This window comes from Planktothrix paucivesiculata PCC 9631 (assembly GCF_900009265.2).
Taxonomy (GTDB): Bacteria; Cyanobacteriota; Cyanobacteriia; order Cyanobacteriales; family Microcoleaceae; genus Planktothrix; species Planktothrix paucivesiculata.
Genome location: NZ_LR735018.1, coordinates 62,322 through 77,664, shown reverse-complemented (window position 1 = coordinate 77,664; position 15,343 = coordinate 62,322). Strand labels below are relative to the sequence as shown.

The 15,343-nt window shown below is 42.2% G+C and carries 10 protein-coding genes and 3 pseudogenes; 9 read left to right on the top strand and 4 right to left on the bottom strand.

Translation table 11 applies throughout. The features are described from left to right. The first annotated feature begins 31 nt into the window (after positions 1-31). The 3 genes and pseudogenes from secG to PL9631_RS14545 all read left to right on the top strand — a co-directional run. A complete protein-coding gene (gene secG / locus PL9631_RS14550; protein ID WP_079680316.1) occupies positions 32-259 on the top strand; it encodes a preprotein translocase subunit SecG in 228 nt (75 codons plus the stop codon). Positions 260-311: 52 nt separating this feature from the next. Beyond that, positions 312-476: pseudogene (locus tag PL9631_RS27195) on the top strand (DUF6753 family protein); the annotation flags it as partial. 356 nt (positions 477-832) lie between these two features. Further along, positions 833-979 (top strand): annotated as a pseudogene (locus tag PL9631_RS14545) (IS982 family transposase); the annotation flags it as partial. A 142-nt stretch (positions 980-1,121) separates the two neighbouring features. On the opposite strand, the pseudogene PL9631_RS14540 reads toward PL9631_RS14545, so the two are convergent. Continuing rightward, positions 1,122-1,926: pseudogene (locus PL9631_RS14540) on the bottom strand (transposase). Between the two features lie 222 nt (positions 1,927-2,148). Continuing rightward, entirely contained in the window at positions 2,149-2,775 is a 627-nt protein-coding gene (locus PL9631_RS14535) for a class I SAM-dependent methyltransferase (protein WP_083621404.1), read from the bottom strand. Between the two features lie 97 nt (positions 2,776-2,872). Between PL9631_RS14535 and hemH the strand changes: the two genes are divergently transcribed. After that, a complete protein-coding gene (hemH, locus tag PL9631_RS14530; protein ID WP_083621403.1) occupies positions 2,873-4,036 on the top strand; it encodes a ferrochelatase in 1,164 nt (387 codons plus the stop codon). A 102-nt stretch (positions 4,037-4,138) separates the two neighbouring features. On the opposite strand, the gene PL9631_RS14525 is transcribed toward hemH, so the two are convergent. Continuing rightward, positions 4,139-4,729 carry a DUF4126 domain-containing protein gene (locus PL9631_RS14525; RefSeq protein ID WP_083621401.1) on the bottom strand — a complete coding sequence of 197 codons (591 nt, stop codon included), beginning with the start codon at positions 4,727-4,729 and terminating at the stop codon, positions 4,139-4,141. Between the two features lie 241 nt (positions 4,730-4,970). Here PL9631_RS14525 and PL9631_RS14520 point away from each other — a divergent pair, with 241 nt between their 5' ends. The 3 genes from PL9631_RS14520 to PL9631_RS14510 all read left to right on the top strand — a co-directional run bounded on the left by PL9631_RS14520 (position 4,971) and on the right by PL9631_RS14510 (position 8,600). Beyond that, positions 4,971-6,980: an FAD-dependent oxidoreductase gene (locus PL9631_RS14520; RefSeq protein ID WP_083621399.1), complete on the top strand. Its 2,010-nt coding sequence runs from the start codon at positions 4,971-4,973 to the stop codon at positions 6,978-6,980. A gap of 135 nt (positions 6,981-7,115) precedes the next feature. Beyond that, entirely contained in the window at positions 7,116-7,778 is a 663-nt protein-coding gene (locus tag PL9631_RS14515; RefSeq protein WP_083621397.1) for a vWA domain-containing protein, read from the top strand. 51 nt (positions 7,779-7,829) lie between these two features. Further along, on the top strand, positions 7,830-8,600 hold the full coding sequence (locus PL9631_RS14510) for a PP2C family serine/threonine-protein phosphatase (protein ID WP_083621396.1): 771 nt from the start codon (positions 7,830-7,832) through the stop codon (positions 8,598-8,600). Positions 8,601-8,680: 80 nt separating this feature from the next. Here PL9631_RS14510 and PL9631_RS14505 read toward each other — a convergent pair whose 3' ends face one another. Continuing rightward, positions 8,681-9,619 (bottom strand): ribonuclease Z, encoded by a 939-nt coding sequence (locus PL9631_RS14505; RefSeq protein ID WP_083621394.1) that lies wholly within the window; start codon positions 9,617-9,619, stop codon positions 8,681-8,683. Between the two features lie 399 nt (positions 9,620-10,018). Between PL9631_RS14505 and PL9631_RS14500 the strand changes: the two genes are divergently transcribed. Together PL9631_RS14500 and PL9631_RS26175 are read left to right on the top strand one after the other, a co-directional pair. Beyond that, positions 10,019-13,114: a TIGR03032 family protein gene (locus PL9631_RS14500; RefSeq protein WP_083621393.1), complete on the top strand. Its 3,096-nt coding sequence runs from the start codon at positions 10,019-10,021 to the stop codon at positions 13,112-13,114. 71 nt (positions 13,115-13,185) lie between these two features. Further along, positions 13,186-15,343: FG-GAP-like repeat-containing protein (locus tag PL9631_RS26175; RefSeq protein WP_083621391.1), on the top strand; the 2,158-nt coding region annotated here is incomplete at its 3' end.

Genomic DNA, 15,343 nt, shown 5'->3' with positions numbered 1-15,343 from the left:
ATTTTTCTGTTCAAATTATCAACTTCTTAACATGATTACTCAAGTATTACAAGCGGTTTGGTCTTTATCGGCTCTAGGGATTATTATTTTAGTCTTACTCCACAGTCCGAAAGGAGACGGTATTGGGGGTATTGGTGGACAAGCTCAACTCTTTACTAGCGCCAAAAGTGCCGAAACAACGTTAAATCGGATTACGTGGATGTTGGCAATTATTTTTATGGGAATTACTGTTATTTTAAGTGCAGGTTGGATTAAATAGAGTGTTGATGGTTGACCTCATTTCTTAACCCCCTTTTCTACAGGGGAAGTTTGCTCGGAATTTGATGAAGTGGAATTCGGATAGTCTGACTAATTTAGAGTGTAAAAAGGATGTTCGACGTTTGGAGGTGACTCTGGAAGTGGCGGGAAGGCTAGCTACTTCGGGGTTCTGCACGATTTGGGTGGAACCTATAAAAAAGCGTAAGTTTAGGGCTTAAATGCTTGCGGTTTCATGCGCTGTAGTGGCGTGTTAGACCGCAACTGCGACACAATCCTCCTGTAATCTGAAAAATACAGCTTTAATCCACGATCCTTATGAGTTGAGTTGAAAAATGTGGTTTCAAAGGTCGCTTTTGTTACTGAGTATGGCTTGCATTTCTTCCTTTAACGTGAGTTCGATGGAGTGCGATCGCGATAAAACAGACGACTATTGAGCAGGCGATCGCGACAAAACAGATGACTATTGGGCAGGCGATCGCGACAAAACAGATGACTATTGGGCATATGATCTAATCAGTAAGCGTGAGAAAATAGAGATGTAACCAGCAAATATTAGACAATTAAGGAGGCTTTTATGGATCACAGAGCATCACACTTAGACATAACAAAAGTTTTTTGTGACCTGGATGACTTTTGTCAAGTATTTGAACCCTTATTGGCACAAATGTTGTTACCAGAAGTGGTGGGTCAAAGCCGACCCAAAACCCGCTTGACTTTAACAGGACTTACGCAAGGACGCTATATATAGCGCATTCAGGATCAGGCGATCGCTTGATTCAGACAGAAGGGCGATATGCGTCCGGCACGCTACGCGAGCGCGCTTATAAAAAGAGAATTAATCTGTGTTTGAATTGATAAGTAAACTAAATAAAAGAAAGCTTGAGAGAGGGATGTTTAAGCTCTTGGCTCAGGTAATCTGCTAACAAACTAGCTTTTAACTGATAGACAGTTTGAGAAACTTTCTTAGCCATACGAGTCAGAAAAACCCAAACTAATAAAGCGCAAGCAATGTGGTTTTTTTGAATACTCGCTTTACGGCATTGGCAAGATTCTATCCCCGTTAATTGTTTAATTTCTCGGTGAAATTCCTCAATTTTCCATCGCAGTTTACATTGAGAGATGACTTCATCTATTGAAGACTGATTTAAATCATTTGTAGCTACATATTCCGTTCTGTTGGCAGAAACAGTTACCCGAAATAGTTTAACTTTTTTATCTCTAGGGAATTTATTTATTTTGATTAGCTTTCCCTGTTTTTCTTCAATTTCAGACCAAATTAACTGTTCAATAGGCTGATATTTTTTTTGACCTCCTGTATCATCAACCAGCCGGTTTTTTTTGAGCGGAACATAATAAATTTTCCCTAAATTATCAATCAAAGCCATTAACTTTTGCGCTGCATATATATTGACGGCGGACAAGTTCAATTTTCGAGGAAAATCTTTTGTCGAGTACCGTATCATCAAAAACTAAACAAGCTTCGGGATGGCTCTGAAGTTCTGAATGCACTTTTTCCCAAATCACTTCGGGTGTTAAGTTTTCTGAATTCAAGTAACGATTAATTGTATCATGGCTAAACTCTTGAATATGTTCAGCGAAGTTGGTTAGAGTATAATTGATTTGGCTACTCAGGAGATATTGGCAATAGTATAGATAATTGATGCTCATATTTTTGGGCATAGATTCTGATGCTATTTTAACATTCCTTATTCTCCGTTTCCAGATTTCTTTTGGGTTAGCGATCGCTAACTCCTTAGTACGCTACATATAGCGTCACTGCGTAAGTCCTGCTTGATAAACCTGCCCGACCTCACCCAAGAATAAGAAATCGGGTTTCTATACAAATCTTGTGTTTGTTACTGATAATCTGGAAAAGAAACCCGGTTTCTATTAAGGTTTAACCCCATGAATTACTTGTAAACTTCCTCCCGCATAAAGTTTAGGAGGATTGACATTAAAGCCAATTTGTGATGATAATTGAACCATATCTGTTTTTAACAATTGCCAAGCCGTTTCCGTTTCAAATAACCAGAGAAACATGGCTACCCCCGGCCAAAATATCGGGTTAGTGGGGGAATGGAAATCAACCAGGGTAAAAATTCCCCCGGGTTTAAGCACGCGATAAACCTGATTGAGAATTTGTTGCAACTGTTCGGGGTTCATTTCATGTAACGCCGCGCTGGTATGTACCAGGTCAAAGCTGTTATCCCCAAAGGGCATATTTTCGGCAAATGCTTCAACATATTGGGCTTGAGGAACATTATTCCGGGCGCGTTTGAGGGACAACGGAGAGGCATCCAACCCCGTCACGTTTTGGGAATACTCCACTAACACCCCCGTTGCTTGTCCACTTCCACAGCACAAGTCCAGAATTTTGGTTTCCGGTGTCAGGGTCAACCCGGTTAAGGGTAACTCCCGAAACCGACGTTCACCCCCCACACTCAAAGCCGCCAGTCGGGAAATGGTATCATAGAGCCATTGATAGCGGTAACTTAGACTTCTGAGGATAGTTGCCATATTGAGAACAATTTTTATAAATTAAAAGATCGACTAACCCACAAGGACAATATATTATTAAGATAGTTAACAAATCTTAGGATAGGAAGTATCCGCTATGGGACGAGTCGGAGTCTTACTGCTAAATCTGGGCGGGCCAGAGCAACTGCAAGATGTTCGCCCCTTTTTGTACAATCTATTTTCAGACCCAGAAATTATCCGTTTGCCCTTTGCCTGGATGCAGAAACCTCTGGCTTGGATGATTTCGACTCTGCGCTATCAGAAGTCCCAGGAAAATTATAAGGCGATCGGGGGCGGTTCTCCCCTGCGGCGAATTACCGAAGAACAAGCCCTTGCCTTACAAGGGTCTTTACAGGAAAAAGGTCATGATATCCGCGTGTATGTGGGGATGCGCTATTGGAACCCATTTACTGAAGAAGCGGTAGCCAAAATCAAACGGGATCAAATCGAAGATTTAGTTATTTTACCTTTATATCCACAATTTTCAATTAGTACCAGTGGTTCGAGTTTTCGAGTTTTAGAAAAACTTTGGGAACAAGATCCGAGTTTACAAAAAATTGATTATACAGTGATTCCCTCTTGGTATAGTCGTCCGGGTTATTTACAAGCAATGACGGAATTAATTCAGCAGGAAATTGAACATTGTGAACAACCTGAACAAGTGCCAATTTTCTTTAGTGCCCACGGCGTTCCGGTGAGTTATGTTGAGGAAGCTGGAGATCCCTATCGGGATGAAATAGAAGGCTGCACAGCCGCAATTATGCAGACTTTAAACCGTCCTAACCCCCATGTTCTCGCCTATCAAAGTCGGGTTGGCCCGGTGGAATGGTTACAACCTTATACCGAGGAAGCAATTCTGGAACTTGCTAAAGAAGGGGTTAAGGAATTAGTCGTGGTTCCAATTAGTTTTGTATCGGAACATATCGAAACCTTAGAAGAAATTGATATGGAATATCGAGAACTGGCTGAAGAAGCTGGGATTGAAAAATTCCATCGAGTTCCGGCCCTCAATACCCATCCTGTATTTATTAATGATTTAGCAGAAATGGTCATAGAAGCCCTAGATGCTCCTAATATTAAGTTCTCTGATGTGGCACATCCGGGCAAAAAAACCAAGATGTATCCTCAAGAAAGTTGGGAATGGGGACTCACCACCACCGCCGAAGTTTGGAATGGTCGGTTAGCCATGTTAGGAATGATTGGTATATTAATAGAAATCATGACCGGACAAGGCCCCCTGCATTTCATCGGATTACTTTAGGAAGGTTGGGAATCAACGATATTCCCTCTCCTTACCTCTCCTGCCTCCCCTGCGGCCACTGAGCCTGTCGAAGTGCCCCTGCCTCCCCTGCTCCCCTTACCCTCAATCCGGTTCCCGCTTATAACGTCGGGGGTTAGGTTCTTCGGGGTTGGCTTGTTTTCTATACCAGCGATACCATTCTTTAGAAATTCTAATGGAAAGCCATAATAACAATAATGCAATTAATCCCCCCTGTTGAGGGGCATCAAAGGCAAAAATAACCAGGAAAACACAAAGAATATCCTGTCCTAAAATCACCCATAGGGGCAAACCGCGCAACCGATAAAATAATCCGGTTTGGACTAATTGTAAAACTAAAGCCAGTAAACCCGCAACAATAGCAATAATCCAATATAAGCTAGGTTGAACGTTAGTTGCTTGGGCGATCGCTAAACCTAAAATAGCACCGACAAAGGGGCTAAATAGTAATTGTATTAATTGTAAAATTCTCTGTCCCAGGAGTTTTTTAGAGGCAAAAATTTCAAACAATGACCAACTCACCAGCACTCCGACAACGACCTGCGGCGAAAATTGAGACAGAAACGGTATACTCGACCATAAATCATTTCGCAATAAACCAATAACCAGTAAAGGTATAGCAATCCTTAATCCCGCCGCGGCTGATGCCGATAATACCGCTAGAAGTTCAATCATAAATCAAGGTGAATAATAGAGTATTTGATACCGAAAATTAAATAGGGGGTCTGAGCCTGGTTCAAAGGGTGATCTTATATTCTATATACTAATTATAATTTTGTTAAAAACGGGGATTTTATTCCCTCCATTCAAGAAATCAAGTTTCTGTGTTTATAAACTGGGTTAATTCTATTATGACATATCTAGTATAAATGGGAACTTTTCCCGTCATTAAATGTCTATAAAGTTTCGATCAAAGATGAATCAAATTATGCCTAAATTATTTATTAGTTTAATCATTACTATCATTTCCTTAAATCCCAGTTTATCCCTCGCCTTAGCAACACCTCCTCGGATTGATCAAAAAGTAGACTGTGATTTATTAGTAGTTGGGGGCGGACTAGCAGGAAGTGCGGCAGCTTATGAAGGATTATTAGCAGGAAAAACCGTTTGTTTAACAGAAATTACCGACTGGGTAGGGGGGCAAATTTCCTCTCAAGGAACCTCCGCCCTCGATGAAAGACCGACCCAAAGATCCCTATTATTCTATCCAAGAGGATACTTAGAATTACGAGCAGAAATTGAAAAAAAATATGGGATTCTCAACCCGGGAGCCTGTTGGGTCAGTGATGCTTGTTTTATGCCAGAAGCCGGGCATGAAATTCTATTAAAAATGTTTAAAAAAGCTGAAAAGAAAGGGAAAGGAAAATTATATTGGTTTCCCACCACTGTGATCAAAGATGTGACAATTGTTAATAGTCAAATTACCGAAGCGATCGCCATTCAACATATTCCCAAACCCGGACAACCCCCCTTAAATACAAAACCTTTATCTTTTATTATTGATGATGCTTATGAGTATGAAAATTCCCCAGAATTGGATAAAATAATTATTAGGTTTATTCCTAAAAAAAAGGCTAATCAAGGAGCCGATTGGTATATTATTGAAGCGACAGAAACCGGAGAAATTATTGGCTTAACTAATATTCCCCACAGGCTAGGAATTGATCCTCGTTCTTCTCAAGAACCCACCGCATCTAGTATTACAAAAGATCCCTATTGTACTCAAGGGTTTACCTATACCTTTGCTATGGAGGCGACTAAAAATCCCCAAATCCATGAAAAGCCCCCATTCTATGAACAATATGCCCCCTATTATAGTTATGAATTACCCCGGTTAGCCAATTTTAATTTAGTCTATACTTATCGGCGCATTCACAGTATGAACCCCAAAGAAAAACGGTCAGCAAATCCCAGGGAATGGCCGATTTATCCGGGGGATATTACCATGCAGAATTGGACATGGGGCAATGATTATCGACCCGGAACCTCAGCCGATAACTTGATTTTAACCCCCTCACAATTAGAAGCAACAGGTCAACTTGAACCCGGTGGATGGAAAGGCGGGTTAAGAACAGAAACCTTGCGAAAAGGCGAAGAAAATGCCCAGGGGTTTTTCTATTGGTTAGTACAAGGAACAACCGACTCCCAACTCGGTGAAGGCGTAAAAGAAAAATATCCCAACTATCGCTATTTATCGGGTTTAAACTCTCCTATGGGAACCGTTCACGGGTTATCTAAATATCCTTATATGCGAGAAGGGAGAAGGATTATTGGTCGTCCTTCCTATGGTCAAAAAGACGGATTTATGGTTTCAGAAATTGATATTTCTCAAAATAACTTCCGTCAAGATTGGTATACCGATAATTTAAGCCCAGAAACCTATAGACTGCTGTGGTTAGAGTTAGGAAAGTTAGATAGTTTACCCGCTTTTTCAGGCGAAAAAACCATTGCTGAAATTCAACCCCGTTCTCGGTCTACAATTTACCCGGATACCGTAGGAATTGGTCATTATGCGATTGATTTTCACCCCTGTTTAACCCTAAGTCCACCGGAAACCCCAGGAAATACAGAAAGGGAAGGAGAACGTCGCGGACAGGGACAAGCCTATCCCTTTCAAATTCCTTTAAGAGCGATGATTCCGCAAAAAATTGATAATCTATTAGTAGCCGGAAAAAGTATCGCTACCAGTCATATTGCGGCGGCGGCTTATCGAATACATTCCTTTGAATGGTCTGTTGGAGCAGCCGCAGGAACTACCGCAGCATTTAGCTTAAAAAACGAAGTTTTCCCCTATCAATTAGTCGATGATTTACCCTATCGGGAACCGATATTAGAGGAGTTACAACGGTTATTAGAAAATAATAATAATCCAATTTTATTTCCAGAAATGTCTATTTTTAATCAATCTTGGGAGGATTGGAAATAATCAATATAAAACCCTCCCTGTTGTTGGGCTTTAGCCCCTAGATTCTTGGGCGATCGCCCAACAACGAATTTTAAGACAATGATTAGGATATAATAGTGAATATCTTAATAATTATCAGTAGAACCGAGCAGAATCATGAGATTAGACGAAGCCGTTGAATTTGCAGAAAATCCTGAACCTCGCTGTCCTTGTGTGTTGTTGTTGGATACTTCTGCATCCATGCAAGGAGTTCCCATTGACGCTTTAAATGATGGACTAATGGCGTTTAGAAATGATTTAATTCGGGATGAACTCGCTAAAAAACGGGTAGAAGTGGCGATTATTTCCTTTGATAATCAAGTTAAAATTTTACAGGATTTCGTCACGGCCGATCAGTTTGAACCGCCTTTATTAACCGCCCAGGGTCAAACTTTTATGGGAACTGCTATTAACCAATCTCTGGATTTAGTGGCGGCGAGAAAATTAGAATATCGAAATAATGGAATTACCTATTATCGTCCTTGGGTGTTTATGATTACCGATGGTGAACCCCAGGGAGAATCTGACCGGGTGACAGAAGAAGCAACTCGACGAATTCAAGAGGAAGAATTTAAAAAACAGGTGGCATTTTTTGCCGTTGGAGTTGAAGGAGCAAATCTGAATCGATTAGCTCAAATTGTCCAGAGAACGCCGTTAAAACTGCGGGGTTTAGACTTTCGAGAAATGTTTATTTGGTTATCGACCAGTATGCAAACGGTTTCCCATTCTAAAGTTGATGAACAAGTGGCTTTACCGCCACCGGGATGGGGGAGTGTTTAAGGATAAATCCATAGCCGTTTTCCATCAGTCTTTAAACTATATAAAATTATAATGAATTCAATTGATCATTGGCAAGTTGTTTCTGCATCAGTAACTGGAAAAAGTCACGAAAAACAAAATCTACCCTGTCAGGATGCCCAGGGTTATAAACACCTATCGGATTCTTGTCTAATCTTTGCCGTAGCTGATGGGGCAGGTTCGGCAAAATTAGCGGATTTAGGGGCAAATATTGCGGTTAAAATAGCCTTATTTACTCTGGAAAAACAAATTAATTCTGTTGATATCAATGTTAAAAATATTGTTTGGGAAGATTATTTAAAGGAGGCTTTAAATCAGGCTTTAAGTGCTATTCAAACCGAATCTGTCACCCAAGAAACCGAACTTAGGGAGTTAGCAACCACTTTAATTCTAGGGATAGCTACACCGGAATTAGTCGCCGTTGCTCAAGTCGGAGATGGGGCAATAGTTGTAGAAGATAAAACGGGAAATATTCAGGAGTTAACTATTCCCGCTAGTGGAGAATATCTAAATGAAACGATATTTTTAATTTCTCCAAATGCCTTAGAAACCGCGCAAATTAATCTCTGGTCAGGACAACCGAAATATTTAGCGGCTTTTTCCGATGGCTTACAAATGTTAGCGTTAAAAATGCCAGAAGGAAAACCCCATCATCCCTTCTTTTCTCCTCTGTTTAAATTCGTAGAAACTATCACCGATGAAATCGACGCTCAGGAACAGTTAATTGGGTTTTTGCGATCGCCCCGGGTAACAGAAAGAACCGATGACGATCTAACCTTAATTCTTGCCAGTTTCAACCCCTAACTATTAGTTATGGTAGTGAGTTATTTAGGACTCATTTAATAAAATCAGGGGAATTTAAGAGAGCCCTAAAGGGCTTACTACTAGGGGGAAGAACGACGAGGAATGGTATAGGTAAAGAAATCATAGGCCATATCTGTCTGGGGAAAAATAGCTCGGGCTTCTGTTAATAAATCCTCCAAAACAATTGAATTACCTGGGGCATAACGGGGGCTAAAATGGGTCATAATTAACTGTTTAACTTCCGCCGTTAGTGCAACTTGGGCCGCCATAGTGGAGGTTGAATGTAATCTTTGAAAAGCCATTTCTGAATCTTGATGGGCAAAGGTGGCTTCATGAACCAAAACATCCGCATTTTGCGCTAATTCTACCGCCCCATCACAAAATACCGTATCGGTACAATAGACAAATTTGCGACCGACTTGGGCTTCGCCACATAATTCCGCGCCCCGAATTATCCGACCATCGGCGAGGGTTACAGTCTGTCCCTGTTTGAGTTGGGCATAAATTGGCCCGGGGGGAATCCCTAATTTTTGGGCCGTTTCCACATCAAAGCGTCCCGGTTTATCCTTTTCAATCATCCGATAACCAAAGGCGGGGACTCGGTGCTTCAAAGGCCCACAAACCACCTGATATTCTTCATCTTCAAAAATGATTCCCGGTTGAATGGTATGGACTTTAACCGGGTAAGAAAAATGGGTTTGGGAATACCGTACACAGCCCTGTAAATATTCCGATAGTCCCGACGGCCCATAAATATCGATCCGCTTGGGATTTCCCGCCAGCCCGCAACTAGCCAATAACCCCATTAACCCGAAAATATGATCGCCGTGTAGATGGGTGACAAAAATTCGACTAATTTGACTAATTTTTAAATCACTGCGGAGGAATTGATGCTGCGTCCCCTCTCCACAGTCAAACAGCCAAATTTCTGCCCGTTGCGGTAGACGCAGAGCAATACTAGAAACATTACGCGATCGCGTCGGAACCCCAGAGCTAGTCCCTAAAAAAGTAATCTGCATTTACCCGTAATCAACCAGCCGAATAGGATTAAGTTCAGAGTAATTTATTATAGCAATTTCAGGTCGTGTATAGCCGTTTTTAATTTTTTCAAGTAGGGAGAATTTTTGCAGGAAACCCAAAGGTGCAAAAACCCAGAGAAGAATTATTCAGGCGGCAGTAAACTTTTATCCCTTTTGTGAGTAGGGGTTTTGTTAATAGGGGCAGATATTTAAAGCAACCCCCAAGTCCTGCGTAAAGATTGTGTAAAGATCCGTACTATCACCCTTCTTTAAAATCAAGATTTAGTGTTACGAATACTATATAGAGGAGATTATATCTATTTTCTCTACAGGGTGACATGAAAACAAATTTATAGCATCGGAGTAAGTCTGCAAGAGGCTATTCTCCGACCTAAAAAAATGACCGACACTAAAACTAAAACTCTTACTCTACCTTACTCTCGCCATTTCGTGGAGTGGTTACAGCAACACCAGGTTAGTTTAGCGTTGACGACCTACCAAACCAATCGTCTCTGTTTGATCGGAGTTCAGCCCAACGGCGAGATCTGCACCCCGGTCTGGGAATTGGAGCGGCCGATGGGACTGTATACAACCGCAGAACGTTTTTACCTGGCCACCCGCTATCAGATTTGGCGGTTTGAAAATGTTCTGGAAAATGGAGAACTTTTACAGGAGAAATATGATCGACTTTATGTTCCTCGGGTGGCTCACACAACCGGAGATTTAGATATTCATGATCTAGTAGCGGACGATCTGGGTAATCTGGTTTTTGTTAATACCGAGTATAGCTGTTTAGCCACCCTCCATCCCCAACACAGTTTTGCCCCCATCTGGAAACCGCCCTTTATCAGCAAACTCGCCCCGGAAGATCGCTGTCATTTGAATGGGTTAGCGGCCGTTAATGGGGTTCCCCGCTATGTTACAGCGATTAGTCGCTCTGATGTGGCATCGGGTTGGAGACATCAACGGACTCAGGGCGGAGTGGTAATTGATATCCAAACGGATGAAATCATTGCCAGTGGTTTATCCATGCCCCACTCACCGCGATGGTATCGAGGTAAATTGTGGATACTCAATTCGGGTACAGGGGATTTTGGCTATATTCAAAAGGGTGAATTTGTCCCCCTCACCTTTTGTCCGGGTTACGCCCGAGGATTGGGTTTTGTCGGTGATTTTGCGGTTGTGGGTCTATCCCAACCTAGAGACTATCATTTTTCGGGTTTATTAATTGCAGAAAGACTTAAACAAAAACACGCCCAAGCTCGTTGTGGCATCCTGATAATTAACTTAAATACGGGGGATATTATCGAGTGGCTAGATATGGATAACGAAGCCACAGAACTCTATGATGTGGCTATTCTTCCTCAAGTTAGATGTCCGATCTCCTTGGGATTTAAAACCGGAAATATTGCTCAATACGTAACAATTGGTGGATGGGAAAAACTCCCTAATACTTATATTAATTATCCTATCCAAATAACCGATAAAATTAGATATGATTTACCCTTATTTTTTAAATTATTTCGCTCTGTGAACTGGCGAGAAGACGGAAAATTAAGTGAAGCGATCGCCTGGATTTATATTCAATGCAATAAACCTATAGAACTCAAACAAAACGAACTCAATTTTTCTCATCAAAATCCTCCCCATAAAAATCAAGCTACTGCTTATTTTAATCAAGGTCAAGAGCATAAGAAACAAGGGGAAATTGAACAAGCGATCGCCTATTTTCAAAAAGCCCTAGCAGCCGACCCCAAATATATTCCCGCCCATAATAACTTAGGAACTTTACTCCAACAGCAAAATCAGTTAGAGGCAGCTATAACTTGTTATCAAAAAGTTCTCAACATCAATCCCAACCTACCCCAAACCCTAACAAATTTAGCCTCAATTTATCTAATTAAAGGAGAATTAAAACAAGCAGAAACCGGATTAGTTCGTGCCCTGGAACTGCAACCTCAATTCGTTCCAGCCCTATATAATTTAGGCTTATTGTACAAACAACAGGCAAAATTAGACGAAGCAGTTCAGCTATTTAAAACCGTAGCCAAACATCAACCGGACTATGGCGATGCCTATTTTCAATTAGGGCGAATTTGGGAATTTCAGGAACAATTTAATCTCGCCCAACTTGCCTATGAGCGAGTGCAAAAAATCAACCCCAAATCCGAATATGTAGATTTTCATATCGGCTTAATTAAACTCAATCTTTGCGACTGGGAAAACTATGATGATTTTGTCAACAAATTAATTAATTTTACAGCTAAATCTATTCTGAAAGACAACCAGAGTTTTACCCTCGCGCCCTTTCAGTTAAATGCCCTACCCATACCTCCAGAACTTTCCCTAGCAGTAGCTCAGAAACACGCCGATGGGATCAAAAAATCTATTATCCCGAAAAAATCACAATTTGTTTATCCCGAAAAAACCGATAAATTGCGAGTCGGTTATGTCTCTTGTGACTTTCGAGAACACGCCGTCGGACGGTTAATTTCTCAAGTGTTTAAAAACCACAACCGAGAACAATTTGAGATCTTTGGATATCACCTATTAAATATTGAGGATGAAGTCACAAAAACGATTAAAAAAGGCTGTGACAAATTTCGAGATATTTCCCAACTATCTGCTATGAATGCCGCCGGGCAAATTAACGCCGATGGTATTGACATTTTAATCGATTTAGCCGGGTATACGAGTTATAGTAAACCCGAAATATTTGCCTATCAACCCGCTCCCATACAAGCAAGTTTTCTAGGATATCCTCAAACTATGGGGGCGAATTTTATCCCCTACTTGCTAACAGATGAATGGCTTGTACCGCCAGAGTTAGCCCCATATTATAGCGAGAAAATCATCTATTTGCCCCATCAATTTATCTGTTCCCCCATGGAGATTTCCGAGCAACAATTCACTCGGACTCAAGTTGGGCTACCCGAAAATAGTTTTGTCTTTGCTTGCTTTAACCGTTCCTATAAAATTACACTGGATTTATTTGCGGTTTGGATGGCAATTTTAAGGCAAGTCCAAGATAGTGTTTTGTGGTTATCTTTAGCCCTCGAAGATACGATGCAAAACCTGCGTCGTCGTGCAGGAGAAATGGGAGTTGCAGCCGAAAGACTGATTTTCGCCCCCAAAATCCCCCATCCCGAATATTTAGCCCGTTTGCAACTCGCTGATTTAGCCTTAGATACCTGGATTTATAACGGGGTTTCCACCACCATAGCAGCCCTGTGGGCGGGGTTGCCCGTATTAACCAAAGTCGGTTTGACCCATGCCTCTCGGATGGGGGCCAGTATTTGTGCCAGTGCCGGAATGACAGAAATGATTTGTAACAGTGTTGAGGAGTACGAACAAAAAGCCATTGACTCCGCATCCCATCCCCAGGAGTTACAACGGCTACGGCAACGCTTAAACCCTCGATGTGTGCCTTTATTTGATGGGTCTGGGTTTGTCGGACATTTAGAAACAGCATTTAGACAAATGGCGAACCCTTAAACCGGTATTCGCTTTCCACCATTCTTCCCAGACATCTTTTAAATTCATTCATTACTACGGACGCAACAACGATGCCATTAAATTTTACTGAAACCACCAACCTGACGGCTGTTTATTACAGTGCGTTAGCCACCGCCGACTTCGATAAAGACGGCAACACCGATATTTTACTGACGGGGGAGGATAGTTCGGGTAACCCCATCAGTAAAATCTATACCAATAATGGCAGTGGGGGTTTTAGTCTCAATACCAACGCTTCCTTCACGGGGGTTTACCTGGGTTCGGTGGCGACAACTGACTTCGACCAGGACGGCGATATTGATATTCTGCTCACCGGCTACGATAGTGCTTATAAACCTGTTAGTCAAATCTATACCAATAACGGCAGTGGGGGTTTTAGTCTTAATACCAACATATCCCTGATCGGGGTTTACCGGAGTTCGGTTGCTACGGCCGACTTTAACAACGACGGCCGCCCCGATATTCTGCTCACGGGTCATAATAGTTCTAATAACCCCATCAGCCAAATCTATATTAATAATGGTAGTGGGGGTTTTAGCCAAAACACTAATATTTCCCTCACGGGTGTTTATCATAGTGCGGTGGCTACCGCCGACTTCGACAACGACGGCTACACCGATATTCTAGTCACGGGTCAGAATAGTTCTAATAAACCCATCAGTCAACTCTATAAAAACGACCGTAGTGGGGGGTTTAGTCTCAATACCAGCGTTTCCCTGACCGGCGTTTACCGGAGTGCGGTGGCTACCACCGACTTTGACAACGACGGGGATATCGATATTCTGCTCACCGGTTATGATAGTGCCGATAAACCCATCAGCCAAATTTATAATAATAATGGCAGTGGGGGTTTTAGCCAAAACACCAATATTTCCCTCACACCTGTTTACAATGGTTCCGTAGCCACGGCTGACTTTGACAAGGACGGCTATACCGATATTCTGCTCACGGGTCAGGATAGTTCTAATAAGCCCATCAGTCAACTCTATATTAATAATGGCAGTGGGGGTTTTAGCCAAAACACCAGCATTTCCCTAGAGGCTGTTGGGCTCAGTGACGTAGCAACCGCCGACTTTGACAAGGACGGGGATATGGATATTCTGCTCACCGGCTACAATGTTGCCAATAAACGCATCAGCAAAATTTATAGCAATACCCTCACTCCGCCAACCCTCAGCAGTTTTTCGGCCCCGGTAGGTACCACCGATGAAGATAAGGAAGTTGAACTCAGTTTTGCTCAACTTACTGCCCAGGGAGACGAAGCGGATAGCGATGGTACAGTAGTTGCCTTTGTGGTTAAAGCGGTGAGTAGTGGGACATTAAAAATTGGGAGTGATGCAGCCACCGCCACAGCTTGGGTTGCAGGGAGTAACGACATCATTGATGGTACGAAAAACGCCTATTGGACACCGGATGCCAATGCTAATGGAGCTCTAAATGCCTTTACCGTAGTAGCTAAAGACAACGACGGGTTAGAGTCTGTCACTCCCGTCATGGCCCAATTCAGCGTTACCTCCGTTAACGACACCCCGATTTTAAATTCTCCCATCACCGACCAAACCATTAATCAAAATAGCAACTTCAGTCTAAATATTAGCAATAACTTCCAAGATATTGATCTCGGAGATAGTTTAACCTATAGCGCCACCCTAACCGATGGTCAACCCCTCCCCAGTTGGTTAACATTCGACCCCAACACCGGAGAATTTACCGGCATACCTGCTAACTCAGATGTGGGAATAATCAACCTGAAAGTTATCGCCAAAGATAATAGTAATACTACGGTTGAAGACAATTTTCAACTGAATGTTACAGCGATACCGGAACCGACACCCAAACCAACAGTTGAACCGACACCCAAACCAACAGTTGAACCAACACCCAAACCAACAGTTGAACCAACACCCAAACCAACAGTTGAACCAACACCGCAACCCAGCGTTGAACCAACACCGCAACCCAGCGTTGAACCAACACCGCAACCCAGCGTTGAACCAACACCGCAACCCAGCTTTGAACCCACTCCCAAACCAACAGTTGAACCCACTCCCAAACCAACAGTTAAACCCACTCCCAAACCAACAGTTGAACCCACTCCCAAACCAATAGTTGAACCCACTCCCAAACCAATAGTTGAACCCACTCCCAAACCAACAGTTGAACCAACACCGCAACCCAGCGTTGAACCCACTGCCAAACCAACAGTTG

Coding starts and splice junctions, on each gene's coding strand:
- PL9631_RS14535 (WP_083621404.1), bottom strand. CDS start 2,775: ATGGCAACTATCCTCAGAAGTCTAAGTTACCGCTATCAATGGCTCTAT.
- secG (WP_079680316.1), top strand. CDS start 32: ATGATTACTCAAGTATTACAAGCGGTTTGGTCTTTATCGGCTCTAGGG.
- hemH (WP_083621403.1), top strand. CDS start 2,873: ATGGGACGAGTCGGAGTCTTACTGCTAAATCTGGGCGGGCCAGAGCAA.
- PL9631_RS14505 (WP_083621394.1), bottom strand. CDS start 9,619: ATGCAGATTACTTTTTTAGGGACTAGCTCTGGGGTTCCGACGCGATCG.
- PL9631_RS14515 (WP_083621397.1), top strand. CDS start 7,116: ATGAGATTAGACGAAGCCGTTGAATTTGCAGAAAATCCTGAACCTCGC.
- PL9631_RS14525 (WP_083621401.1), bottom strand. CDS start 4,729: ATGATTGAACTTCTAGCGGTATTATCGGCATCAGCCGCGGCGGGATTA.
- PL9631_RS14520 (WP_083621399.1), top strand. CDS start 4,971: ATGAATCAAATTATGCCTAAATTATTTATTAGTTTAATCATTACTATC.
- PL9631_RS14510 (WP_083621396.1), top strand. CDS start 7,830: ATGAATTCAATTGATCATTGGCAAGTTGTTTCTGCATCAGTAACTGGA.
- PL9631_RS14500 (WP_083621393.1), top strand. CDS start 10,019: ATGACCGACACTAAAACTAAAACTCTTACTCTACCTTACTCTCGCCAT.